The following is a 24,586-nucleotide window of genomic DNA, read 5'->3' on the forward strand; positions in this document are numbered from 1 at the left end:
AATCTTGATACCAGACGAAAAGTTTGTCAATACAATAAAAATAATTGCTCTAAAAAATGCTTTAGACTTTGACAATATAATAAAATTAGAGGTAGTCATCTCAAAGTCATTCTCATTTTCAAAATTTTTAAAAGAAAATAAAAATGTCAAGGATTTTATTCCTGATATAAAAGAAATTGTAAAAGCCCTTGACCCGTTAACAATTGAAGACAAAAGGAAATTACATAAAGAGCTATTGACCAGCGGTAATAGCTATTTAAGCAATGACAGCAGCCTTAGCAAAGGCCCTAGTACAGCTACCTCATCAAAAGCAATACTGGAAGAATCCCTTGATAAAGGTGTTTCATCTCAGAAAATTCCTAAATTATCCAAAAAATTTATGGAATTTGAGCTGCCTGATTTAGAAGACGCAGTAGATGGAGCCGTTGTGACTCGGTTTCCACCAGAACCAAATGGTTATCCTCACGTTGGACATGCTAAGGCAGCTATAATTGATGAGGAATATGCAAAGAAATATCACGGCAAGTTGATTTTACGTTATGATGATACGAATCCGCTGAAGGAAAAACTTGAATATTATGATGCAATACGGGATGGTCTTGATTGGTTACAGGTAAAACCTCAATTGATCAAGAATACGTCTGATGATATTGAAAAACTCTATGACTATGCCCGAAAGCTTATTGAAAAGAATTTTGCATATGTTTGTACTTGCGCACCCGAACTGATAAAAGAAAATAGAATAAAGTCCGTAGCCTGTGATTGTACACTTAACTCCGTTAAAGATAACTTGGCTAAATTCCAAAGTATGATTTTGTCAGAACCCGAAAGCAGAAAATCTATTTTAAGATACAGGGGGAATATGGCGAGTCTAAATACCGCAATGAGAGACCCTACGCTTTTTAGGTCAATAGAGGGTGGCAATCATCCCAAGGTAGGTACAAAGTATTCTTTATGGCCCACCTACGATTTTGCAGCTCCAATCGAGGATAGTTTGGATGGAGTAACACATGCCTTAAGAACAAAAGAATATGAATTGCGAAATGAACTATACTATTCAATTTTAGATAACCTTGGTTTAGTTAAGCCTAAATTAATTGAATTTTCTCGGCTTGAATTCGAAGGTATTCCGGTTTCAAAAAGAAAAATTACTCCTCTAATCGAGCAAGGGGTAATTAATAGATGGGATGATCCCAGGTTACCTACACTATTGGCTCTAAAAAGACGGGGTTTTCTTCCAGAGGCTATTAGAAAATTCGTACTCTCACTTAGTATCACTTTGTCTGAAACAAAACCTTCTATCGAAATACTAGAATCCTTTAACCGCAAATTATTAGATCCTATATCATTGAGGCTCTTTTTCGTTAGAAATCCAGTTAAACTGTTAATTGATTCATTGGGTATTAATTCAACCGAGCTTAAAAATCACCCGACCTTGGATATGGGTCGAAGACAAGTGTCGGTTGAAAATATAATTTATATATCTAACGATGATGCAATTAGAATTAAAACTGGAGATACATTAAGATTAATGGACCTGTGCAATATTGAGATTTTATCAATAAAAAATTCCACCAATGACAAACATGGTGATTCCACTGATAATGGTGATTATAAAACTAATGAAAGAATAATTCTTGCAAAAAATGTTGGAAATGAAATAAGTCACAGTATTCCAAAAATTCAATGGGTTTCTGATATGGACAAGGTAAGTTTCACTATCCTAAAACCACTGCCTCTTTACAAGGGGGACAACTATAATGAAAACAATTTGATAGTTGATACTGGATATGCTGAGTCTTATGCCTCAACACTTCCTGTTGGAACCTCTATTCAATTCGTACGGTACGGTTTTTGTAGGATTGATGACCATAAAACTGCAGTTTTTACTCATAGGTGAAAAATATTCAGAATGAAAATAGCTAGAATACGACTAAAAAAAAATTCAATGGAAACTTATGGAATCGTATCAGATGATTTCAAGAGGATAATTACAAAGGAACATATCCAAGAGGACACTGGAATTCCAATCCCGCCTAAAATAAAAGAATTTTTGTTTGATGGATGGTTGGCGGAAATAACAAACAGTGATTTAAAAATGGATGGTGGACTCTCTTTAGAAGAAGTAGAGTTATTAGCACCCTTGCCGGATCCACCGAAAATAATTTGTCTTGCTTTTAACTACTACGATCATGCCAGGGACGCCGGACTTACCCCTTCTGAAGAGCCAGTCATATTTTTGAAGCCGAGAACTGCACTGAATACTCCGCACGGTGATGTAATTTCTCCTTCGTATGTGAAAAGGTTAGACTATGAAGCAGAAATCGCAGTTGTTATGGGATCTCAAGTGAAAAAGGTATCTGAAGAACAATCTCTTGATTCTATCTTTGGATATATGGTGTTTCACGATGTCTCTGCACGAGATATTCAGTTTCGTGACAAACAGTTTACGCGTGGCAAAGGAATTGACACATTTGCACCATGTGGACCATGGATTACTACAAAAGACGAAATTAAAGATCCTCAGAATTTGCGAATTACAACTAAGGTCAATGGAGAAATTAGACAAAATTCATCAAGCAGCAATATGGTCATTCCCATAAAGAAAATAATTTCATCTCTGAGCAATCTGATGACTATCGAACCAGGTGATATTATTTCAACAGGCACTCCTGCTGGTGTTGCCATGTCAATGAAGGAGCCACGGTATTTAAAACAAGATGATATAGTTGAAATATCTATTGAATGCCTCGGTACGATTAGAAACAAGATTCAATTCGTTTAACTGAATTCATGTACATTTACAAAGTAGGTTTTCTCTTGTATCTGTATATAGGTGATGGGACGAGTACTACTTCTACTAATACTATTTTTTATTTACTTGTTTGAATCACCATTATTTTTTAGTGATGTTTTTAGCTCAGATTCTAGTATGGATATGTATTGTTTGTAGGTTTCTAATAGTTGCTCTCGAATGTTTGCTAATTGCATAGAAAGGTTTAGGGCTTTAACACAACTTTCAAGGGATCTTTCAGTTACAAAGTTTTCCATCTCCAATCTAAATTTCCTTACAATCTCTCTTTGCTCGTCGCTGCTTTCTTCGATTGACTTTATTATGGGCTTCAAATTATTGTTAAGAATCTTTGTTTCTTTAGTTGGATTTTGACTGTTATCCTTTTTCCTTAGAAACATAGTTAATTTAACAAGCCCATAGTTATTTCTGTTTTAGCATGCAATATCAATATGAATTTGGACTACCAAATATCTATTTTGAGTTGATTGTCTTTTATATGATGACAAAAAAAGGTATTGTATATCTATTTGACTAATCTAATGTCATTTGCCATATGAATAGGTAAATAAAAAACGAGATACCTGCTAAATTTATCAGGTTCGGGCTCCAAATGCCTAGACAATTTATTTATCTACCTTTACCTAAACGTCCAATTATTGCACTCTTACAAAACTATAAAACTATAAAACTTTGATTTAGAGTGAAATCAATTTTTGAGATATGACATTTCTATCGTGGGGGGCGGGCCTGCTGGACTTTCGGCCGCCTATGCCGCAGCAAAACATGGCGCAAAAGTTGTTCTTTTTGAAAAAGATCCCTCCATCGGCCATAATGTACGAACAAGTGGTGTTAGCTGGATAAAAGAGATGAATGAATTTGGGATTACAGACCAATATTTTAATCCGATCCGAAACTTCTCTTTCATATCGCCAGGCAACGAAATCAAAATTTCAGGGGATAAAAATTCTGCATGTGTTCTGGATGTAAAAAAAACTTACCAATTGCTTGCTAGTTTGGCTGCTTCTGAAGGTTGTGAAATATATATCAAAAGCCAAGTAATTGATGTTTCGCATAAAAAAGATGATAAATTTAATTTACTTAGGGTTAGTACTCCACAAGGGCAGTTGGATGTCGAGTCTACCCTTGTCATTGATGCATCGGGTTTTAACAGTGTCGTTGCAAAAAAACTCGGATTAGTAACGGAATGGAAGCGCTATGGTGTGGGTGCCGAATATGAGTGTTATTGTGATGGTGTTGACGCAGAAACTTTGGTGTTAATGGTTGGCAACAAATATTCTGAAGCAGGGTACGCCTGGGTTTTTCCTTTGTCTAAAAACAGGGTAAGAATAGGTGTCGGCATAGGAAAACCCGATTCTAGTGTAGATCCGTTGAAAAAATTAAATTCGATTATTCAGAATCGTGAACCTCCACTCACGGCTTTGGGCAAAATACAACCACTCGAGCTTCACTATGGTCTTATTCCAAACCAAGGATTGAGAACAAAATGCACTTTTGATGGGCTGATCATGGTTGGAGACACAGTGGGTCAAGCTAATCCACTTGTGCTAGAGGGAATAAGATATGCGATAGAGTTTGGTAGATTGGCTGGAAAGATAGGGGCAGAGTCTCTTCATTCTAATTCTACAGCCGAATCTTTGAAACCTTATGAGACCGCAAACCAGGAGATTTTAGAAAAAAAAATAAAATCTGCGCTAAAAGTTCAAGGAAGATGGCTAGGGCTATCGGATTCGGAGTGGGACAAAGAAATTGAAATAATAAAAGGATTGTCGATAGATGAATTCTTGGACTTTATAAAATCTGATTTTACTGCTTCTAAGATGTTAAAACTTGCTTTAAATCACCCAAGGTTGATAGCAAAGCAACTATTTAGCCTTGTACTAAATAAGAATAATAACACTTGATGTATTGGAAACAGAATTGAAAGTTTGATACTAATTTCAGCATCCACTCCCATCAGATTCTATTTGATAGGCAAAAAAAGGCGTTAACATTATCTTTTCACCGCCAAAATGGTAATTCAGCTGCTTGTAAAGCCTCCACGATGTGAGTACATATGTACTTGACTCTTCAATAAGGGTGGTTAAGATTTGCAAATTCATTGTGCTGGGGATTATTTAGACTCAAATTGAATAAATCGATGAGGTAACGGGAGGGGACAGTATATGTCAATCATACTTTTGGAGACAAGTATGTAAGAAGACGTATCAAAAAAATAAGGGTATTTTCTTTAAATATATTTTTTGATATTATTACTATAATTACTATATCGTATTTTAGTAGAATTTGACTCATTGTAGAGGGGATGAAAAGAGATACATGTATCACAATATTATAATGAATCAACCATAAATATACTATATAATAATCAAATTTGCTTATAAAGGAATTATTTACTACCCTCTTGTTAACTGCGCGGTTTTTTTCACCTTAGAGGAGTTATATCTAAGACAATTGCTATATCTTTTTTTTGGACTATCAATTCGTATTTTAATACAAGTGGGTAGGGGGTTGCTTATCTGCCTAACTATTCGATATCTGCTATCACAGGGACTTTTGTAATTTGGTTTGTCATTTCGCTGGGTGACCAAAAAAATTCTCTGTATCTTGATTCATTTTATTGGTTACAAACGCCGTCAGCCTAACAATAAGATATTTATATCTTCTATTCTCAGCCACTTTTAATTTGGCAGGAGAAACCGCTACACAATTTCTTCCAATTTTATACTTGTTTGGATTTGGAATCTTGGCCGGAGTTCCCTCAATTGTCTTGTCCCGTTTATTGATGACCAGGAGAAGATATAATCCGGTTAAATTCCTTCCAATGGAGTGTGGTCAAGTTCCTTCAGGAGGAGGAAGATCACATTTCATGATGCAATATTATTCGTATATCCTGATGTTCGTTGTTTTTGACGTAATGTCTATTTTCCTGTACGCGTGGGGTACTACATTCTTTTCAATTCCAAGGGAAGCAACATTACCGATGATAGGATTTCTGGGTATAATGTTTGCAGCAATGGGGTATGCACTGTTTTTGGCAGGGAGGAAAGGAATTTGGTAAAATGGCAAAGCACAATAGGTATTAATAACTTGAACTCTCAAAGATTACCAAGTGTAGAGGTATGATAAAAGATCTCGTTAACCCTACCAATTTTAATGTTTTAGTGTCAAAGCTAGGTGATGTTCTTGTCAAAGCTTTGGATGAACCTTTAGGATATGCTATTAACTGGGGACGTGTTTGGTCCCTGTGGCCTGTTCACTTGGAGACTGCATGTTGCAGTGTAGAATTCGGTGGAGTGTCTAGCCCTCGTTATGATGCTGAAAGGTTTGGTGTTCTGGAGGCATTTGGTTCGTTGCGTCAATGTGATCTCATTGTGGTTCAGGGAACCGTAACAAGAAAGATGGCTCCTAGGCTGCGAATGGTTTATGATCAAATGCCAGAACCAAAGTATGTAATAGCTATGGGGGCCTGTGCTATTACTGGCGGACTATATCTTGACTCTTACAATGTTTTGCCTGGATGTGACAGTATTATTCCTGTTGATGTATATGTCCCAGGATGTCCTCCGAGACCTGAGACTTTGATTCAAGGAACCATGTTATTGCAAGAAAAAATTAAAAGGTCGAAAATAAAATAATGGAAAAAGCAAATTCAAATTCAAATTCAAATTCAAATTCAAATTCAAATAATAATAATAATATCGGTCAATCTCAAGCGATTGAAGTCAGGGACAATGACAATTATCCTCTGTCTAAAGAAATAATCTCTTCTCTTTCAATCAACTTTGGTGAAAAAGTCAAAGTCGTTTACAAAAAAGAGTTTCGCTCCAAATTAATGGTGGCTCCGGAAAATCTCGTGGAGACGGCCCTGTTCTTGCGAAACAATCATGGGTTTGATCATGCCGAATCAGCATCAGGAACTGATTATCCTGCTGATAACGAAATTGAGTTAAACTATCACTTGGGTTCCTATAGCAATATTGATTATTATCCTTACATTGTTATTCTGTCCACAAGAGTTAATAGGGATGACCCAAAATCGAACAGTTTGATAAATATATTTCCAAGCGTAGAGTATCATGAACGCGAGACATATGAAATGCTCGGAGTTTATTTCTTGGGGCATCCAAGGAATGAGCGATTTATTTTGCCTGAGGATTGGGCAGATATACCTCCTTTGAGGAAGGACTTTAGGATCAAGGGGAGATAAATGGAATGAGTAATTTAGATGGAATTATTGATGAGGCAAAAAAACTGTCTCTTCAAATAACAAAAGAGAATGAGGAAGATAGGTTGATGACCCTAAGCGTCGGACCTCAGCATCCTGGTTCTGGTCACTTTAGATTCACGATAAAAGTTGATGGAGACTACATTGTATTTGTTGATCCTGACCCTGGCTATGTCCATAGGGGACACGAAAAAATGTGTGAATACCGAAATCATTTTCAGAATATTCCTCACTTAGAGCGTCCCGTCATTCATGACTCATGCAATATAACCTATTCATATAGTTTAGCTGTTGAAGATTTGGTTGGTATTACGGTGCCAAGACGAGGTCAGTTTCTGAGAGCATTGGCGTCTGAACTCAATAGGCTTTCTTACACCTTGTACTGGCTTGCTATTTATGGTATATTTTTAGGACATTCTACGATGTTCATGTGGCCAGCAGGTGATAGAGAATTATTGATTGATTTATTGGAGCGAATGTCAGGACAGCGTATTACAAACGCATATAACATTCCCGGAGGTGCGAGGGCCGATATTCCTTATAACTTTAAGGAAAGATGTCTCTCTCAAGTCAATTACTTTGAAAAGAGATTGAATGAATATGATGATATTTTTTATAATAATCCTCTCTTGAGACAAAGAACTGAAGGTGTTGGAATCTTGAGTAAAGAGGATGCAATAAGGTTGGGAGTTACTGGCTCTGTTCTTAGAGCGTCGGGTGTTCCGTTTGATGTAAGAAAGGTTGAACCTTATGATATCTATGATGAACTTGACTTTAAAGTTCAGTATATGAAAACTTGTGACTCTTTTGCAAGAGCTTATGTTCCAATGCTCGATATGCGTGAATCCTGTCATATAATAAGACAAATAATTGACAAGATGCCCGAATCAGGACCTGTCAGAGAGAAACTACAATTTAACATCAAGAACCCTCCGGGAGAAACCTATAAGAGAGTAGAATCGGGAAGAGGTGCGTTAGGATATCATTTAGTAGGCGATGGATCTCCTAAACCCTATAGGGTAAAAGCCTCAGTTGGTTCATTTAGAAATCTGCTCGCTTTACCCTTCTTACTCACTGGATCAAAACTAGGTGATATGCCTGCCGTATATTGGTCATTAAATTACTGGCCTGTGGAGGCTGATAGGTAATGGGCTCCTTAACTCCTGATTTCAGATTTGGAAATTTTGTTGGAAGCGTAGTATGGTTGGTATTTGTAGTACTTGTATTGGTAACACTTCTTATTCTTCCAATCATATTTTTCGTATTGTTTTATGTACCATTACCTGAAGTCGATGGCCAAGTCCTTACACCATATCTATTCTTCTCTATGATGGTCGATCCTTCCAGAACCTTGCCTGTGATTCAATTTTTTATGCATCTTGATATCTTCAGGGCAGCCGTCTTTCCAGGTTTTGCATTTGCAGCTTTGATTGCAGCAGCAACAATATTCGTAGAACGAAAATTACTTGCTAAAATGCAGTTACGTGTGGGTCCATTGTATGCTGGTAAGGTAGAAGGAATATTCCAGTTGCTTGCTGATGGTCTGAAGCTGCTTACTAAGGAAATTATCGTCCCATCTGGGGCCGATAAACCTATCTTTTGGTTGGCTCCAATTGCGTTTGTATCGACCGCTGCAGCCGTTGTAGCACTGATTCCAGTTGCTTCTGGATGGGTTGTTGCCGACGTAGATGTTGGACTCATAGCGGCTTTTGCCATTCTTGGGTTCTTCCCACTAATCGCGTTGTTGTTCTCTTGGGCCAGCAATAGCAAATATCCATTCCTTGGTGGGCTTAGAGCATTACATCAAATGATTGCCTTTGAAATTCCATTCTTTCTCTCTGCAATACCTGTTGTAATACTCTCATCATCTCTCAATTTGTCAGATATTGCAAGATCTCAAACAGCATTTTGGAATATCTTTATTATGCCAATTAACGCGTTTGTATTTTTTATTTCTTCACTTGCAGAACTTGAAAGAATTCCATTTGATTTGCCAGAAGCAGAAAGTGAAATTGTAGCTGGTTGGTTAACTGAGACTAGTGGAATGATATATGGCCTTATACAACTAGGAAGTTATCTTAAACTATACGCACTGGCTGGCTTGTTTGTGATATTATTTATGGGGGGATGGTACGGCCCACAAATATTCCCACAGGAGCTAATTCCAGGTGCTCATGATTCTAATTTGCCTTTGTTACAAATGTTGGCGCTTGATGGCCTTTACAATCCGGTGACTGTAAACAGTATTTTCTGGTTCTTGATTAAGACTATAGTAATAATATTTTTGTTCTTGATAATCAGGGGTATCAATCCTAGAATCAGAATCGATATCTTGTTGCATACTGGGTGGTATAAGCTAATTGTTTTAACATTCATAAATCTGTTCGTTGTATTGATGCTGATTTATGGTGGAGTTATCGGACCGGGAGGAATGATTTCAGCAAGATGAATACTGCAACTGGATTTATTAAAGCATTAGAATCGGGGTCAAAGCATATTGTTATGAAACGCTTTACGTTCCGCTATCCACAAGAAAAGCTGAAATTTGTCGGTGATGGATATCAATTCGACCCAAAGAAAGGCGTAGGATTAGCCGGAACGAGGGGTAGACATATCCTCTTTCATGATAAGTGTACTGGATGTCAGCTTTGCGCTATTGCATGCGAAGGAATTGCTGAAGCAATCACAATGCCAAAGGTTGATGAACAATGGAAACAGAATAAAAAATCCATCATGCCTCAGATTGATTATGGTAAATGTGTTTTTTGTGGATTATGCGTAGATGCTTGTCCATTTTATGCACTCTTTATGACAAATGATTATGAACTGGCCTCATATACAAAATCTCATTTGATATATACTCCTGCTCAGCTTTCTGTAAAGCCAAAATACGATGGAGATGTGGAAATTAAAATAGGTAAACGCGGTGCTCATCATGGTAGATAGCGTATTTGTTGGTTTATCCATAATTACTGTGGGGTCAGCAATTCTTTCATTAGAAAGTAGGGAGTTACTTTATGGAGGAATAGCTTTGGCCATTTCTATGCTCGGTATAGCTGGTTATTTTATCATCTTAGATGCACCCTTTGTTGCAATGTTTCAAATAGCTGTGTATGTCGGGGCAGTCGCTGTTCTTATTATTTTCACTGTAATGTTAGTACGGGCACCTAATACAGTAACTAAAAAAGAAACAAAAAAGAGAAAGATTGCAGGTATTTTAATTGGCTTGGCGTTCTTAGGATTAGCTAGCTCTGTACTAGGCAGCTCTACAGCCACTCAGCTAAAGTTTAATGATACTGCACCAGTTTTTGATGTCAAAGCTATTGGGAAAGAATTATTAACTTATTATTCACCGGTATTGATAGCATTGGCGCTTACATTAGCAGGTGCTGTCATCGGTGCCATGGCATTAGCACGAAGGGAGGATATAGAGGAGAAAAATGAATCAACCAACTGATTTTCTTTATATCGCAGTAATCCTAGTATCTATCGGGATCTATGGTTTAGTTGTAAAGCGTAATGCTTTAAGATTGATTTTTTCAATCGAGCTTATAGCAAACGCTGTAAACTTGGCACTGATCGCGTTTTCCAGGATGTTACCAAGTCCTCAAGGTCAAATATTTGTCCTTTTTTCAATCGCGATCTCTGCTGCAGAAGTAGCTGTAGGCCTTGGAATTATTATAATCGCATATAGGTTCTACAAAGACATAGATATTACAGAGTTTAGAAATCTAAAGAACTAGTTTTTTTTAGTAAGTTATTTCTTTTTTTTATTGTCCAACCGTATAATATATAAAAGGAGATACTGTCGTTGAGGTAAGGGTATTCGGAGCAAGAGAATGTAGATGGTGGATTCTTCCTATTATCTTATGGTGGCAACATTTATGCCCTTGATATTATCTCCGGTAGTTTATTTTTTAGGTAAGCGTAAGGGAATAAACATTACAACGTGGTTGACTTTTGGAATATTGGCTATCTCCACAATACTTGTAATTATTCCGTCCATTGGCCTGGGGTCTGGAGGCAATTATCAAGAAATCTTTGATTGGAGTCAGTTGGGTCATTTCGGATTAAAGCTAGATGGTTTGAGTATTCCATTCGCAATTACAATTTATCTGTTATCGACTATAATTGTCATATATTCTAAACCTTATATGGTTAGAAAAATATTAATTCAATTTGACCAAGTTAAGAATTCGTTAGGAAATAAATCTCAATTTGATGACGTTGAGAATGAGAGCTATTCTGCAACAGATGGTAAATCGTTATCTACTCTTGTTTTAAATGCGGATCAGAAAAATTATCTGAATGAGCAATTGGCTCTTTATTATACACTATACTTGGTTTTTGCCATGGGTATGTTGGGGACTGTACTGGCCACCAATCTTTTTGAATTTTATGTATTCTTTGAACTAATGTTAGTTCCCTCCTTCTTTTTGATTGCTTTCTTTGGATATGGAAATAGAAAGCGAACTTCTATAATGTTCTTTTTCTGGGCTCATGTTGGAGCAGTTGTAATGTTACTTGGCCTTATGGCAATGGGATTTCTGAGTGGTGGATTTGATTACGATGTTGTTAAAGCAAATGTTTCACAAATTCCACCTGCTTGGATAGCTGTCATTGTTGCTTCTTTGATTATAGGCTTTGGTGTGAAATTGGCCGCATTTTTAGTCCATGTTTGGTTACCTGATTCGTATACTGATGCTCCTACCCCTATTACCGTTTTGATTTCATCAGTCATGACGGGGATCGGTGCCTATGGATTGATTAGACTCTGGATCGAACTACTTTCTGGTCCTGGAAATTATACTGATTATAGTATTTACGTCAACATTTGGGGGTTGGCTACTATGATCTATGGTGGGGCAATGGCTCTCATGCAAAAAGACATCAAAAGAGTTTTGGCATATTCTAGTATCAGTTCAATGGGTTATCTTCTCTTTGGAATCGGTTCGGAAAGTGTGCTCGGAATTAGCGGGGCAATTTTCATGTTTGTCACACACGCTTTAGGTAAAGGGATATTGTTTATGATGGCAGGTTCTATAATTCTGCAGACCGGAACAAGAAATATGGATAAACTTGGTGGTTTAGGGGGTAAAATGCCATACACTGCTGTTTTTGCTATGATCGGAGGACTTACTATCATAGGTGTGCCTATCACAAGTGGATTTATGTCTGAGTGGGTCCTCTTTAATGGGGCGTTGCAAAACGCAGTAGTTGATTGGAGTTCACTCAAAGCAATTTCGTTTGCCTTGGCGATTACTGCCACAATACTGACGTCTGCCTATATTCTATGGATGTACAAAAGAATCTTTTATGGTGTAGTTCCAGAAACTTTAAAAAACATACGCGATTCGAGTATGTATATTCTGGTAACTATGGGAATCTTGGCTTCGTTAACACTGGTTCTAGGATTATATCCTGATTTGTTTTACAAGCCAATTATAGGATATGTTGAAAGTCTATATGATCATAGTCCAAGCGAAATAATTCCGGTCAAAATTAAGGCCGGAACCGGCCAAGAGCCGGTGGGACAGGCCGGCGTATCTCCTGACCAAGGACAAAGCACCAGTAACGTTACTAATGTTTCTTATTTTGGTTCGGCGCAAAAGACACATTTAATTTCGGGCAACCAATTGGTTTCCTTTGTAACAATATAGGTGATGTGAGATGGTTGGCGCTATTGGTTTTGAAGGATTGGGTGTAAATGCTTGGCTCATTTGGATGCTACCCTTTATTGGTGCAGCTTTTATTCCAATTTTACGAAATAAGAATGAAAAACTGAAAAGTTATGTTGCAGTTGGGTTTTCGTTATTAAGTGCATTTTTGGCATTAAGTATACTTCCTGTTGGGTTATCTAATGGTGAAATTCACAGTCAGATTCCCTGGTTTTCGGCTTTGAATTTGGATGCTGGAGTGCTTGCTGATCCACTTGCAATTATTATGAGTAATCTAGTGGCCTGGATTTCTGCAGCTATTTTTGTATATTCTATTTCGTATATGCATAAAGAAAAGTCTTTGATAAGATATTGGTTCTTTATGTTATTCTTTATAGGATCGATGCAGCTTATTGTACTTTCTGATAATCTTTTGATGGTCTTCTTTGGTTGGGAGGGTGTTGGACTTGCGTCATACGCATTGATTGGATTTTGGTATCAGGATCGCAAAAAAGACTATGTTGGCAAAGAAGGTCACACCGTATGGGGCATACCCATGTGGACTTCTCCAACACATGCGGGAATTAAAGCATTCTTGCAAAACCGAGCTGGAGACATAATGATGCTTTCTGGAATGTTCCTTATCTTTATGTATTCAGGAACGTTTGGATTTAGAGAACTTTTAACTGATCAAACTTGGGCTCATGCGATGATGCAGCAGAACCTCCTGGTCCCTGCCGCTGTACTAATATTTGGAGGTGCGATAGGTAAGTCAGCTCAATTTCCATTAAATGAGTGGTTGCTTGAGGCGATGACTGGTCCTACCTCTGTTTCTGCATTAATCCATGCTGCTACTATGGTAAAGGCAGGTGTTTTTCTAGTGGCTAGAATTGGCCCACTGTTTTTTGCACTTTCTGTCTTTAATATGCAACAGTTCTTTGAAATAGTCGCTTGGGTTGGAGCAATAACCGCGATGCTGTTGGCTACGCAAGCTTTGGTAAACCCTGAAATAAAAAAAGTCCTTGCTTATTCTACAGGTTCACAAATTGGATATATGATGATGGCTTTGGGGATTGCAGGACTAACAACTAACTTCATTGATGGATATACCGCGGGATTCTTCCATCTGATAAGTCACGCGCTATTCAAAGCATCATTGTTCATGGCAGCAGGTGCGATACTGCATACCGTGCATTCTAGATTTATGACGGATATGGGTGGACTAAGGAAAAATATGAAAAGAACTTATATTTTCATGCTTTTGGCTAGCTTATCTCTTGCAGGGGCTCCGCTAATAACCTCTGGATTCTGGAGTAAAGATGCCATTTTTGCTTCAATTTTGGATAGCAATTACGAATTTTCATCCTATCTATTCTTTATTGCGGTAACTGTAGCAGTGATGACTGCATTTTACACTTTTAGAATGGTCGGACTGGTATTCTTTGGAAAGCCTAGCCAAAATATTGTAAACATGGAAAACAAAGGTCATCGTATCAGAGAAGTCAATCAACTTATGTGGCTTCCATTTGCTGTTTTAGCCGTGGCATCAGTGGTGATAGGACTGGTTGGATTTGCTTTTGAAGGCCAATTGCATCATGTATTTGCGACTTACTTGTCCAGTACATTTGGAATTACAGAAAATGGTGTTATACCATTATCAGAGGTCCAAGATACAACAGGTACAGTAGAAGGAGAAGGTCAACACGAAGCAACATCAGGTGGTTCAGAAATGAATCCCGTGGCGGTCGCAGCCTCAGTTACGGCATTTGGTGTAGGTGGATTCTTGGGTTATCTATTTTACATCCGTAGATCAGTAGACCCTGCAAAGATCAACGAAAATGTCGTATCCAAAGGATTATGGCGATTTCTTTACAACCGATGGTACCTTAACTCCATTTTGTATTGGATGGGAGTGGTTATTCCACTTGGCTTCTACAGGAGAGTAAACAAGTACTTTGAGCATCTACTAATGTACGGTATTAATCCATCCGTACAGCACTCTATGGTTTTTATGTCTAAAGTGGCAAAGATGGCGCAATCCGGAGATGTACAAATCTATCTATATGTATTTTCAGCGGGCATTATTGTCATTACAATGCTTTTGCTAAGTTAGTGAGGGAGGATGAGATAAAAAAATGATAGATATTTTCTCAACACCCGCACTTGTAACAATAATCTTAGGCAGTGTAGCACTCCTCATACCAATTCTAGATGCCCTTAACAAAGAGAGAGGTTCAAAGAATAAAGTCTATAGTGCTATTGCCTTTGGTGCATTAGCATTAGCATTAGCAGTAGTCATATCTAGAATATTTACCGGTGAAAATCTTCCGGCTTTGTCTCTTACTAATAATGGTGTGATTGCGGATGATATTTTTGGGGCATTCTTCTCAATTGCCTTTTTGATAGTTTCCATCATGGTTACTGTTTCCTCATGGAGCTATATGAAGAAGAAGAGCAATCACGCTGCCTATTATTCATTGATATTGCTTTCTAGCATTGGTATGATACTCATTGGGTATTCAACAGACTTTGTAATGCTATTGGTTGCATGGGAGCTTATGTCAATTCCAACCTACGCACTGGCTGCATTTTCAAAAAGGGATCCAGTTTCAAACGAAGCTGCGATAAAATACTTTTTGTTTGGGGCACTCTCTTCAGCTATCATAATTCTGGGTATGGGAATCGTATATGGATTGACTGGAACTACCAACATCTATGACTCTGTGGTGGGCATGACTACCCTAAATCCTGATTTGATGCCTTTTGCCCTGTTGGCCGTAGCGCTATTCATAGCAGGATTTGGGTTCAAAATGGGATTGGTTCCCTTCCACATGTGGTTGCCAGATACCTATTCGGGGGCTCCAACGACGATTGCCACTCTGCTGGCTGCAGGTACCAAAAAGGCAGGTTTTGCGGCTGCTATACGGGTTATTGTAATAGGGTTAATAGCTTTGAATGTCCATTGGACTATTACTCTTGCTATAATTGCCATATTCACAATGACTTTGGGTAATCTTGGTGCTCTAACACAAAAAAGTATTCCACGAATCTTGGCTTATTCTAGTATCGCGCAGGCCGGGTACATCTTAATTGGTCTAGCAGTAGCTCCGTATACAAATTACGGACTAGACGCATCCCTGTTGCAAATATTAAATCATGCTGTAATGAAGTCTGCTGCCTTTGTGGCAGCCGCCGCTGTAATCATTACAATTGGTGCTTACACTATTGAAAAATACAGGGGTCTAGGATATAGAATGCCTATAACAGCATTGGTACTTGCCGTTGCTTTACTTTCTCTCGCAGGAGTTCCTCCCCTTAACGGATTTTGGGGTAAATATTTGATTTTTGGTTCTGCCATTGACGCTGGGGATCAAGCTTGGTGGGCTCCATACCTTGCGATAGCCGGTGTTCTTAACAGTGCATTATCGCTGGGCTATTACATATGGATAATCAGAAAGATGTACATGGAAGAAGGAGAAAACAGAATAAGGCAGAAGGAACCGCGTCCTATTGTTGCTGTTCTTTTGTTTGCGCTTGGCTTCATGGTCTTATTCGGCATATGGTATGGTCCATTATTGGACCTGGCATCCATGGCTGTGCCAAACGATTTGACTCATTTGATTGCAGCCCGGTAGTAGCAAATCTTCAAATTCTATCTCCCTTTAATTTTGATGAATCCAGAAAGATGAACTTACTAATTGATTTTAAACGTCTTTTATTTTAATTCTGTAACAGAAATGTAATTATCTATAGATAGATTTCCACGAATTGACTGCATCAGGGTTGGATAAAACAGGTTTGATACTTAAAATGTATTACCCAGTTCATAAACATGAATATGGAATTCATAGAAAATTTAAAAATTAGGCAAAATCATTTAAAGTCTTATTTTCACCCTTGATCAAACTATACAATCTCTTGATATCTGAATCAAAAGTCTCCTTCAATTTGTTATTGTATATTGTAGCGGCGGGATGATATGTGACAAAATACCTATACGGTGGTCTAGTAATAATTTTGCCTCGATATAATGTCATATGTCCTAATCCTAGCAGAGATTTTAGCGCTGTAGCCCCTAATATACAAACAATTTTTGGTGATAGTACCTGTAATTCGACTTTAAGGTGGGCTGAAGTACAAGTTTCAATCTCAAATTCGTTTGGAATGCGATTATTTGGTGGACGACATTTTACTACGTTTGTTATGTAAACTTCTTTCCTATCAAACCCAGCTTCCCTTAAAGCTTTTTCCAAAATCTTGCCAGCACTTCCAACAAAAGGCACACCTGTTTCATCTTCATTTTTTCCAGGAGCTTCTCCTACAAAAACTACTTTGGATTTAATGTCTCCATTTCCTGGGACTGCGTTTATACGGGACTTTGCCAAATCACACAGGAGGCAATTGACAACTTGTTTACTAATACTTTCCAAAGTATCAACACGATTATCCAACTATTGATTTATGAAAATGCATCGTGATAAGCCTTTCGTAAATATAATTAAAAAATATGAGTAGTCAAAAAGAAAGTTTTGGAGCAATTGTATTATTTATGCAAAAACTAATATTTCGCTTCTGTTACTGATTCTGGAGACAAACCACCTGTATTATTCGAAGAATCTGTCGTGTTTAGCGCTTGATTAGTTCCGTTGGATGTGGCTAAATCTACTGATTCTGGAGACAAACCTCCTGCATTATTCGAAGAATCTGTCGTGTTTAGCGCTTGATTAGTTCCGTTGGATGTGGCTAAATCTACTGATTCTGGAGACAAACCTCCTGCATTATTGAGGTCATTCCCAGTGGCATTGTCATTAGAATTTTGTGCTGAGACCATTGAGGGAGCCATTATCAAAAAACTGCTCAATACTGAAAAAATGACTAATATTATCTTCATTGTTTATTAAAACGTAAGAAAGTATAAATAATTACTATATACGTTTTTTATAATTTATATACCGAATTAAAAAAACTATAATTGTTTTAAACCTTAGACTGAGTATAAACTGATTTTTTTCCTATATTTGAGTGGTCTTAATTAACGGTAATATAAAAAAACCCTTGTTCATCAAGGTGATGTTTATTTGATTTAAGCGATCTTAAATTAAAATTATTGAAAGTAGAGAAATCAATTCTTATGTCAAACAATAAAAATGACAAAAATAGTAGTAGAGGATTGGCCTCAGCCAACAAAGAAACAGGAGCGCGAGGAGGACGTGCAGGTGGAGAGCCGCCACATGATGAAAGAGAACTTCAAGCAGCTGATGAACAAACCAGGAAAAGGATTGCTAAAGAGGGCGATAGGGCCTAAAAAATAAACCTTTATATTTTTATTTTCTTACTATGTTCCAGGTACGACTACATACTAATCACCTTTTATATTATCTTCCTAAATTCAATCGACTGAACAACCAGTAAATCTCTTATTTTAAATCAAATTTAGAGAATATTTTACAAGACCTTTAAACTAATTTGAGACCATATCAATATTGTTGCTCAGTTTAGTAGCAAGTCTGCTAAGCCAATAAATTTTCAATATTATGTTAAATTGTGATAGACGCCAAAAGAAGTATAGTCTATCCCATTAAGTAAATCAAGTACGAGCTTCTTTATTTTTGCCTTATAACACTGTGTGGAAAACTGTCTTACTGAGTTACTTGTTCTAATCCTTTCAATATCTTTTATATTTTGAAATTTTTGTATGATTTTAACAGCTGTTTCAATTGAGTCGTATTGATTTTCTATTGGAACGAACTCAGTCGGCCCGCCAACTGAGGGGACAACAGGCACTAATCCAGCACTCATTGCTTCGACAATGGAAATGCCAAAGTGTTCCCCAGGTTTTGGATGAAAAATAATTCCTGATTTACTTAGGATGACGAATAGATCTTCTAAACTAGCATCAGTCTTAAAAAAGATCCTATCTTCCAAATTCAGATCAATAATAGTCTTCTTCAATTTCTTATAGTAGTAGTGATGATATGGATCCAAATTACCTACAATAGTTATTTTCAAATTGACTCCTGCTTCTCTCAATTTTTGCGCCAAAAAAATGACGTTTTCGACTTTTTTTGCCGGGTCGATCCTACATATAACTACGATATCATTTTCCTTAATCCCTTTATTTAGCGATGGAATTAAAGACATGTCTCGAAATTTATCAACATCAACAGGAGGATATATTACCATAGTATCTGATATCCCTAATGTCTTGGTAATCTGATTATGGCTATATTGGGAATTGGTAACCAAGGATGAATTCATTAACATATTATCATATGTTTGCTCTAGCCATTGAAGGTGCTTGTTATTATTGATTTGTAACAAGCTAACCTGATTATTTGAACGTGGTATTGTTATGCTTTCTATGCCATTGTCACCAGATCTTTCGAATCTTGATATTTTTAGATATCTTTCAAGATATTCTTCGTCTCTTGATTTTATCAAAAACTTTGCAGTAGGATAATGGCAATATGTAATTGTATTAAATTTATTCCGACTCTTATGATAATATGGGTCAATATCACCATGAGAGTTAAACACCAACTTATAGTCGTTGAGAATATTCTTTTCTATACTTTTTTCGTTAAACGTATCTAGAATATGGATTTCTCTGATGCACTCTAATACGGAGGCCAATTCTTTACCAAATGCGTTTTGAATTCTTTTTGAATCTGGGAATTCTAATGAAGTTAAATCAATATTAATTCCAAGTTCTATGAAGGATTGCATCGTAATCAACGATAGTTTTTCTGCTCCGCCACAAGGATTTAGATCCGAATATACAAAGTTTACTTTCAATCTATTTCATCTTCCTTAGTTTTGAACTTTAAGCCTTGGATTTATTCCAACACCTGAAAACCATGTAAGTGGAAATTTACTTTATCTTTAACCATTTCAGTGGCAATTAATCTTACTAAAGATCCTCTATTTGTTAAATAACCCAAGAAGTATGAATTTGTTGATATATTTATGCTTGATTTCAAACTATTATCACTGCGAAGTTATATGTGCATAAAATTTTATATCTATGTTAAAGGGATTAAAAAAATAAAGTATCATAAACAAGAACAATGGTGCTGTTATAAAAACAGTCTAAAGTTAAGATTTTAGATCAGGAAGTCCATATATTTTTTATATATGATAATTTAACATTGCATACTATATTGCAAATTTGTAGGTATTCAACCATCTACATATGCCTGTGCATATATTATCCATTAGGGCTGTTATTGAAAAGGCGATGTTCATTGATGGGTGGATATCAGAACCAGTCTGAACCTTTCCGGCTTTGTGGTGCTAAAAACATGTATATTTTATATTATAATCTATCATATTTTATAAATTTTAACATTGTAAGCAGAAAGTACCAAAAAAAAGTAATCAATTAACCCGCTGAATAATGATTTTCATAATGGAAACGATAAAATGCAGGTGATGGTTTATAATAAAGACTCGAAATGTGGAGGAAAATAAAATGAGTCAAAAATTAATGAATTCGTTATCATCTATCTTATGTCCATTATGCAATAAACAAACTAATATAATTACCGATCAAGAATCAGGCGAAATTATTTGTACGGCCTGTGGTAGCGTAATTACAAATAAATTCCATTTAGATAATGTCGACTGGTTAAGCACGGATTCTGAAGAGATTAATTATAGAGATAGAACTGGTGCACCAACATCTTTGGCGAAATATGATCGAGGCCTCTCAACCGTTATTGGTAAAATAAACCGAGATGCTTCTGGTCGACAAATAGAAATGTCGATGAGAGGCCGTATCGGTAGGTGGAGAACTTGGGATGCAAGGACCCAGACGAATGATTCTGCTAAAAGGAATCTTCAAGCTGCCTTCATACAGCTTTACATGATGAAAGATGCACTCGGTTTGCCTGAACCTGCTATTGAAAAGGTAGCCTATCTATACAGAAAAATTCAAGAGCGGAAATTAGTGAAGGGAAGGACAATAAGGGGCGCCTTGGCAGTTGCTTCTTACATAGCTTGTAGAGAAATGGGTATACCTAGATCATTGAGAGAAATATCCAAGATAGCAAATACTAAGGAAAAGGAAGTGGCTCGCATATATCGCAAAGTAATGTTTGAACTGGATCTGAAGGTTCCACAGGTGGATGCAGTTAAAGAGGTCATTAAAATAGGTAATCTTTGTGGACTATCAGAAAAAACCAAACGGGCTGCTACAAAGTTGATGGTATCAATTATGAAGACTGAAGTATTTGCAGGGAAGAATCCAATGGGATTAGCTGGTGCTGCCATTTACATTTCATCAAAAAACAATAATGAGGAAATAACTCAATCTAAAATTGCAGAAATTGCTGGTGTTACTGAAGTTACTTTACGTCACGATTTGGATATTCTACTATCTATCAGCGAAAGCATCGCTATCCCCAAATAAATTTATTTTTTTTAAAATTCCAGGTTCTAAATAACATTTTTTTAATGCAATATTCAAACAAAGCACTGATAAGCCTTTGAGTTGTTACGAATCTAATACTCTAAGAAGATTCTGTACTTTTGTAAAAAGAATATTATGTGGTGGCGATTGAACCACGAAAACCAATCAGAAAATTTTCAACATATTTGTCAATTAGATGCAACTTGAAGGTGATCTCCCTAGTTAGAGCATCTGAAGGACAACATCCTAATTCGTTATTTTTCTTACGATGGTGATTGAATAATGGTTGGGTTAAATAGATGTGGATAAGATTAAACTGATCATTGAGGTAGTTTTTTAATTATTATTTTATCTGTTTGTAGTAATTGTAGAAAATCCTCTCAAAAGTATTAAACTAAAAAAACATCCTTATGTTCCCTTACCTATGGAAGGAATGTTACGATAGAGGGGCTATTATCAGCCAATTCCGTGTTTGGCTTTTCCCCTCTACCACAATAATGATCCGGTGAACGGAATAGAAACCCGGACCATCCTTTTGTAATATTCTATATGTAACATGCTTTATAACTATGGTAATCTATGGGGGATACAAATCGAGTACCCATATTTCATTACATGAATGTGGGTATATATTAGTTAGAATTCTTATAGTAAATCAGAAAATCCTCCTTAAAGTATTAAAAATGTGATTACAATCACTTTGTTCAAACTACTTACATAATATAGTAGATATTGAATTATCTCATTTATCTGGATAGTACTCCTTGATATTTTTCATAAATTTCTCAAACTCTTTTTGGTCCATTTGAATTTGAAGTAATTTCTCTAGTATTTTCTCCTTTCTCTGATCTCCTATTCTATCCTCTGGTGATGCCACTGCATACAATATCATCAAACCTCCAACTTGCCAGGATAATTGCAAAAACTCTGATTGCCAATTCTCCATAGTCTGTCGAATAAACTCATTCCAAAAACTATTCATAATGATCGGTTGATCATGTTCTTTTTGTTCTTCTGTATACTGATTGTATGCAGTTATTCCATGAATAAGCCAAGACACAGCAAAAAAACTGATAGTTACATACAGGTATCCACGTTTCTTAAACTCTCTTATAACAAGACGTGTATCACATAATAAATAAACCGACTAAAAGATAATTATTAAAAAAATAACATCCATCAAGTTAGGATAGAATTCATAATTCTTAAATAATGCTTAAACATTTTTTCCATAGTATGCTTTTGTTTCTATTTGAGTATGTCTTGTAAAAAACAATTACTGAATTACAAATCCGATGGAAAAATAAATCTCTGAATCTGCAACAAATGATTAGTGATATGACTACTAATATTTATGCAGGTTCGCTTTTTTTATCTTCTTGATCCGAGTCTTCGTATGCACTTTCTCTTACTTTGTCTGTTGGTCCTGAAGTCTCGGGATTATTCTCTGCATCACCAACTTGGTTTTGATTGTCCTGTGCTGATTGCAATTGTTTATCCTTCTTATTATTTTCTTCAGTATTGTTGTTGCTCATTAGCAATAGTTATTATTTAACAAAAGATAATAATATCCTCATATTACCGCACAAAAACAAATTTGGTATATCCATGGATTGGATTAATAATTGCGAATTTACACAAATAATGATTTTGATTGCCAAATTATAAACAAAAAAGCATATAGACTCAACTGCATTGATGACATTCATCAGCCTAACCAAAAGCTAACGTCAATTGTTGGAATTTATTTTTAACGTGCTATTACCTTGAAGGTGACTATTTTAATACTAAAACAAGTACTATATTATATAATTTGATGTTCAAAAAAAATTATGTTCCTAGCAGTAAACCGATTACCTCATCCAATACCCCAAGCCGACAAACCCGATCCTAAAGCTGCTCAAGCATTAAAGGAAGGCCTAGGAGGTCAGTTTGGAGAAATGCGTACCATGATGCAATATTTCTTCCAAAACATGAATTTCAGAGGATATGCAAAACCGTATCAGGACCTTGTAAGAAGCATGGCAGCTGGGGAAATGGGACATGTTGAGCAGATTACCAATACGATTAATGTTCTTCTGGATGGTGCCTCAAGAACTTCCAACAATCCAAATGATCTTCCATTGGAGATAGCTTTGGAATCACCAAATATTCATCACTTTCTGGTCGCGGCCCAAAGTGCCAGTCCTGTAGATGCTGCAGGAAACCCCTGGTCTGCCTCCTATGTCTACAACAGCGGTAATTTGGTCCTTAATATGTTGTATAACTTGATGCTTGAAGCGACAGGCAGGCTACAGAAGTGTAGACTTTACGAAATGTGCCATAATAAGGCCTTTAGATCCACGGTATCGTACTTGATTGTCAGAGATTTGGTCCATGAGAAAGTCTTTGCAAAAGCTTTGGAAACGCTGGGTGTAGATTGGGGAAAATCACTTCCTGTCCCTCGAATAGATACTTCTGATATGCCAAAGGTAAAGGCTTTAGAAAGTAACAATCTTCACAACGTTATGTGGACATTTTCTAATAAAGGTAAAACAACATTGCCTGATAAAATCTTCAAAGGTGATTCTCCATTTGACGATGGTGGGAAATTAGAAGTTATTGATGGTTTTCCGCAAGGCGTCGATATACCAAACATGCCAGAAACTCCACAAGAGTTCTCTCCAGGACTAGATTCTGATTTGAAGGAGTTGGCTAACAAATTACAATAAGGGTAGCCAGGTTAATGAATTTGGATAAATCTTTAGTGCAATTATCTGAATATTTGATCTGCCAAAGAAAGACAAGTATGTACAGTAAACAAAAGTACCACTTACTTCTCTTTTGGAATAAATAATAATGAACTTCCAAAATAAGACATCCTCTAAAATGGAAACATCATATGCAATCAAAAAAATCATGACTTCTTTATACTTTATTTTAAATGAGGAGCCTCAGCGAAACAATACCTTTAATTCTAGTAAGGAAATGCATGAAAAACTCGAAGTTTATTTTCAGCGATTTGTAAAAACCGATAAAAAAGGGAATATCAGTGATGAAATATTAAAACACTTTACAAGTGCAATAAATGAGATGGTTGACATGGGGATAATCCTGTATGACACAAAAGATGAAAATAGTCCCGTACTAATTGTGAAAGAGAAATTAATTCAACAAATAGCACACATCTGATATTGTTAACAACGTAACCTTAATGATCTCAATGATTCCAACAAATAATCCCTCCTCAGATTGTTATTGTTATTATTATTATCTACCTTATTAGCAACAGTGATTGTATAACACAATTTAAATAAAATATTGTATGTTTGTCAACATTGGTGATTAATGTCTCTTTGTGTATAGTTATTTTTGGCTCTGTAAAGTTAACGAAAAATCCATAGCTTTGATTTGCACTTACTATTCATGATTTACCAAATAAGACATAGAACTTCTATGGAAGATATCGTATTTGCTGTTAATCTATATTTTGACGGTTT

The 24,586-nt window shown here is 36.4% G+C and carries 24 protein-coding genes; 18 read left to right on the plus strand and 6 right to left on the minus strand.

The window, feature by feature from the left end:
• Positions 1–4: 4 nt before the first annotated feature.
• On the plus strand, positions 5–1,900 hold the full coding sequence (gene gltX, locus F1Z66_RS12705) for a glutamate--tRNA ligase (protein ID WP_159357483.1): 1,896 nt from the start codon (positions 5–7) through the stop codon (positions 1,898–1,900).
• A 12-nt stretch (positions 1,901–1,912) separates the two neighbouring features.
• Positions 1,913–2,785, plus strand: a complete 873-nt coding sequence (locus tag F1Z66_RS12710; protein ID WP_149864001.1) for a fumarylacetoacetate hydrolase family protein — start codon at positions 1,913–1,915, stop codon at positions 2,783–2,785.
• 92 nt (positions 2,786–2,877) lie between these two features.
• Here the strand turns inward: F1Z66_RS12710 and F1Z66_RS12715 are convergent, their stop codons facing one another.
• Complete coding sequence (locus tag F1Z66_RS12715) at positions 2,878–3,192, minus strand: hypothetical protein (protein ID WP_149864002.1); 315 nt, start codon at positions 3,190–3,192, stop codon at positions 2,878–2,880.
• 315 nt (positions 3,193–3,507) lie between these two features.
• On the opposite strand from F1Z66_RS12715, the gene F1Z66_RS12720 reads away from it, so the two are divergent.
• The 12 genes from F1Z66_RS12720 to F1Z66_RS12775 all read left to right on the plus strand — a co-directional run bounded on the left by F1Z66_RS12720 (position 3,508) and on the right by F1Z66_RS12775 (position 16,332).
• Positions 3,508–4,716 (plus strand): NAD(P)/FAD-dependent oxidoreductase, encoded by a 1,209-nt coding sequence (locus F1Z66_RS12720; RefSeq protein ID WP_149864003.1) that lies wholly within the window; start codon positions 3,508–3,510, stop codon positions 4,714–4,716.
• 824 nt (positions 4,717–5,540) lie between these two features.
• Positions 5,541–5,873, plus strand: coding sequence for an NADH-quinone oxidoreductase subunit A (locus F1Z66_RS12725; RefSeq protein WP_149864025.1), 333 nt, complete (start codon positions 5,541–5,543; stop codon positions 5,871–5,873).
• 61 nt (positions 5,874–5,934) lie between these two features.
• Positions 5,935–6,450, plus strand: a complete 516-nt coding sequence (locus F1Z66_RS12730; protein ID WP_149864004.1) for an NADH-quinone oxidoreductase subunit B — start codon at positions 5,935–5,937, stop codon at positions 6,448–6,450.
• A complete protein-coding gene (locus F1Z66_RS12735; protein ID WP_149864005.1) occupies positions 6,450–7,022 on the plus strand; it encodes an NADH-quinone oxidoreductase subunit C in 573 nt (190 codons plus the stop codon). The genes F1Z66_RS12730 and F1Z66_RS12735 overlap by 1 nt, the downstream gene beginning before the upstream one ends.
• Positions 7,023–7,108: 86 nt before the next feature.
• Positions 7,109–8,188 carry an NADH-quinone oxidoreductase subunit D gene (locus tag F1Z66_RS12740; protein WP_438502948.1) on the plus strand — a complete coding sequence of 360 codons (1,080 nt, stop codon included), beginning with the start codon at positions 7,109–7,111 and terminating at the stop codon, positions 8,186–8,188.
• Positions 8,188–9,489, plus strand: coding sequence for a complex I subunit 1/NuoH family protein (locus F1Z66_RS12745; protein ID WP_149864007.1), 1,302 nt, complete (start codon positions 8,188–8,190; stop codon positions 9,487–9,489). The genes F1Z66_RS12740 and F1Z66_RS12745 overlap by 1 nt, the downstream gene beginning before the upstream one ends.
• Positions 9,486–9,986, plus strand: a complete 501-nt coding sequence (locus F1Z66_RS12750) for an NADH-quinone oxidoreductase subunit I (protein WP_149864008.1) — start codon at positions 9,486–9,488, stop codon at positions 9,984–9,986. The genes F1Z66_RS12745 and F1Z66_RS12750 overlap by 4 nt, the downstream gene beginning before the upstream one ends.
• Positions 9,976–10,497 carry an NADH-quinone oxidoreductase subunit J family protein gene (locus F1Z66_RS12755; RefSeq protein ID WP_149864009.1) on the plus strand — a complete coding sequence of 174 codons (522 nt, stop codon included), beginning with the start codon at positions 9,976–9,978 and terminating at the stop codon, positions 10,495–10,497. Before F1Z66_RS12750 ends, F1Z66_RS12755 begins: the two co-directional genes overlap by 11 nt.
• Complete coding sequence (gene nuoK / locus F1Z66_RS12760; RefSeq protein WP_149864010.1) at positions 10,481–10,783, plus strand: NADH-quinone oxidoreductase subunit NuoK; 303 nt, start codon at positions 10,481–10,483, stop codon at positions 10,781–10,783. Before F1Z66_RS12755 ends, nuoK begins: the two co-directional genes overlap by 17 nt.
• 102 nt (positions 10,784–10,885) lie before the next feature.
• The gene (locus F1Z66_RS12765) at positions 10,886–12,700 is read left to right on the plus strand and encodes a complex I subunit 4 family protein (RefSeq protein ID WP_149864011.1); all 1,815 of its coding nucleotides are present in this window, start codon (positions 10,886–10,888) and stop codon (positions 12,698–12,700) included.
• A gap of 10 nt (positions 12,701–12,710) precedes the next feature.
• Positions 12,711–14,810, plus strand: coding sequence for an NADH-quinone oxidoreductase subunit 5 family protein (locus F1Z66_RS12770; RefSeq protein ID WP_149864012.1), 2,100 nt, complete (start codon positions 12,711–12,713; stop codon positions 14,808–14,810).
• Between the two features lie 22 nt (positions 14,811–14,832).
• Complete coding sequence (locus F1Z66_RS12775; protein ID WP_149864013.1) at positions 14,833–16,332, plus strand: NADH-quinone oxidoreductase subunit N; 1,500 nt, start codon at positions 14,833–14,835, stop codon at positions 16,330–16,332.
• Between the two features lie 228 nt (positions 16,333–16,560).
• Here the strand turns inward: F1Z66_RS12775 and F1Z66_RS12780 are convergent, their stop codons facing one another.
• Both F1Z66_RS12780 and F1Z66_RS12785 read right to left on the minus strand, forming a co-directional pair.
• Positions 16,561–17,127 carry a uracil-DNA glycosylase gene (locus F1Z66_RS12780; RefSeq protein WP_230207560.1) on the minus strand — a complete coding sequence of 189 codons (567 nt, stop codon included), beginning with the start codon at positions 17,125–17,127 and terminating at the stop codon, positions 16,561–16,563.
• A 128-nt stretch (positions 17,128–17,255) separates the two neighbouring features.
• The gene (locus F1Z66_RS12785) at positions 17,256–17,540 is read right to left on the minus strand and encodes a hypothetical protein (RefSeq protein ID WP_149864015.1); all 285 of its coding nucleotides are present in this window, start codon (positions 17,538–17,540) and stop codon (positions 17,256–17,258) included.
• Between the two features lie 288 nt (positions 17,541–17,828).
• Between F1Z66_RS12785 and F1Z66_RS15660 the strand changes: the two genes are divergently transcribed.
• Positions 17,829–18,002 (plus strand): hypothetical protein, encoded by a 174-nt coding sequence (locus F1Z66_RS15660; protein WP_154670566.1) that lies wholly within the window; start codon positions 17,829–17,831, stop codon positions 18,000–18,002.
• A gap of 227 nt (positions 18,003–18,229) precedes the next feature.
• Here the strand turns inward: F1Z66_RS15660 and F1Z66_RS12790 are convergent, their stop codons facing one another.
• On the minus strand, positions 18,230–19,492 hold the full coding sequence (locus F1Z66_RS12790; protein ID WP_149864016.1) for a glycosyltransferase: 1,263 nt from the start codon (positions 19,490–19,492) through the stop codon (positions 18,230–18,232).
• A gap of 676 nt (positions 19,493–20,168) precedes the next feature.
• Between F1Z66_RS12790 and F1Z66_RS12795 the strand changes: the two genes are divergently transcribed.
• Positions 20,169–21,107: a transcription initiation factor IIB gene (locus tag F1Z66_RS12795; RefSeq protein WP_149864017.1), complete on the plus strand. Its 939-nt coding sequence runs from the start codon at positions 20,169–20,171 to the stop codon at positions 21,105–21,107.
• A 742-nt stretch (positions 21,108–21,849) separates the two neighbouring features.
• Here the strand turns inward: F1Z66_RS12795 and F1Z66_RS12800 are convergent.
• A complete protein-coding gene (locus tag F1Z66_RS12800) occupies positions 21,850–22,221 on the minus strand; it encodes a DUF6766 family protein (RefSeq protein ID WP_320410719.1) in 372 nt (123 codons plus the stop codon).
• Positions 22,222–22,459: 238 nt separating this feature from the next.
• Complete coding sequence (locus F1Z66_RS12805; protein WP_149864019.1) at positions 22,460–22,642, minus strand: hypothetical protein; 183 nt, start codon at positions 22,640–22,642, stop codon at positions 22,460–22,462.
• Positions 22,643–22,939: 297 nt separating this feature from the next.
• Between F1Z66_RS12805 and F1Z66_RS12810 the strand changes: the two genes are divergently transcribed.
• On the plus strand, positions 22,940–23,818 hold the full coding sequence (locus tag F1Z66_RS12810) for a manganese catalase family protein (RefSeq protein ID WP_149864020.1): 879 nt from the start codon (positions 22,940–22,942) through the stop codon (positions 23,816–23,818).
• Between the two features lie 157 nt (positions 23,819–23,975).
• Complete coding sequence (locus F1Z66_RS12815) at positions 23,976–24,278, plus strand: hypothetical protein (RefSeq protein WP_195907539.1); 303 nt, start codon at positions 23,976–23,978, stop codon at positions 24,276–24,278.
• Positions 24,279–24,586: the final 308 nt, after the last annotated feature.

Origin of the sequence: Candidatus Nitrosocosmicus agrestis, assembly GCF_008389435.1 — an archaeon.
GTDB classification, from domain to species: Archaea; Thermoproteota; Nitrososphaeria; order Nitrososphaerales; family Nitrososphaeraceae; genus Nitrosocosmicus; species Nitrosocosmicus agrestis.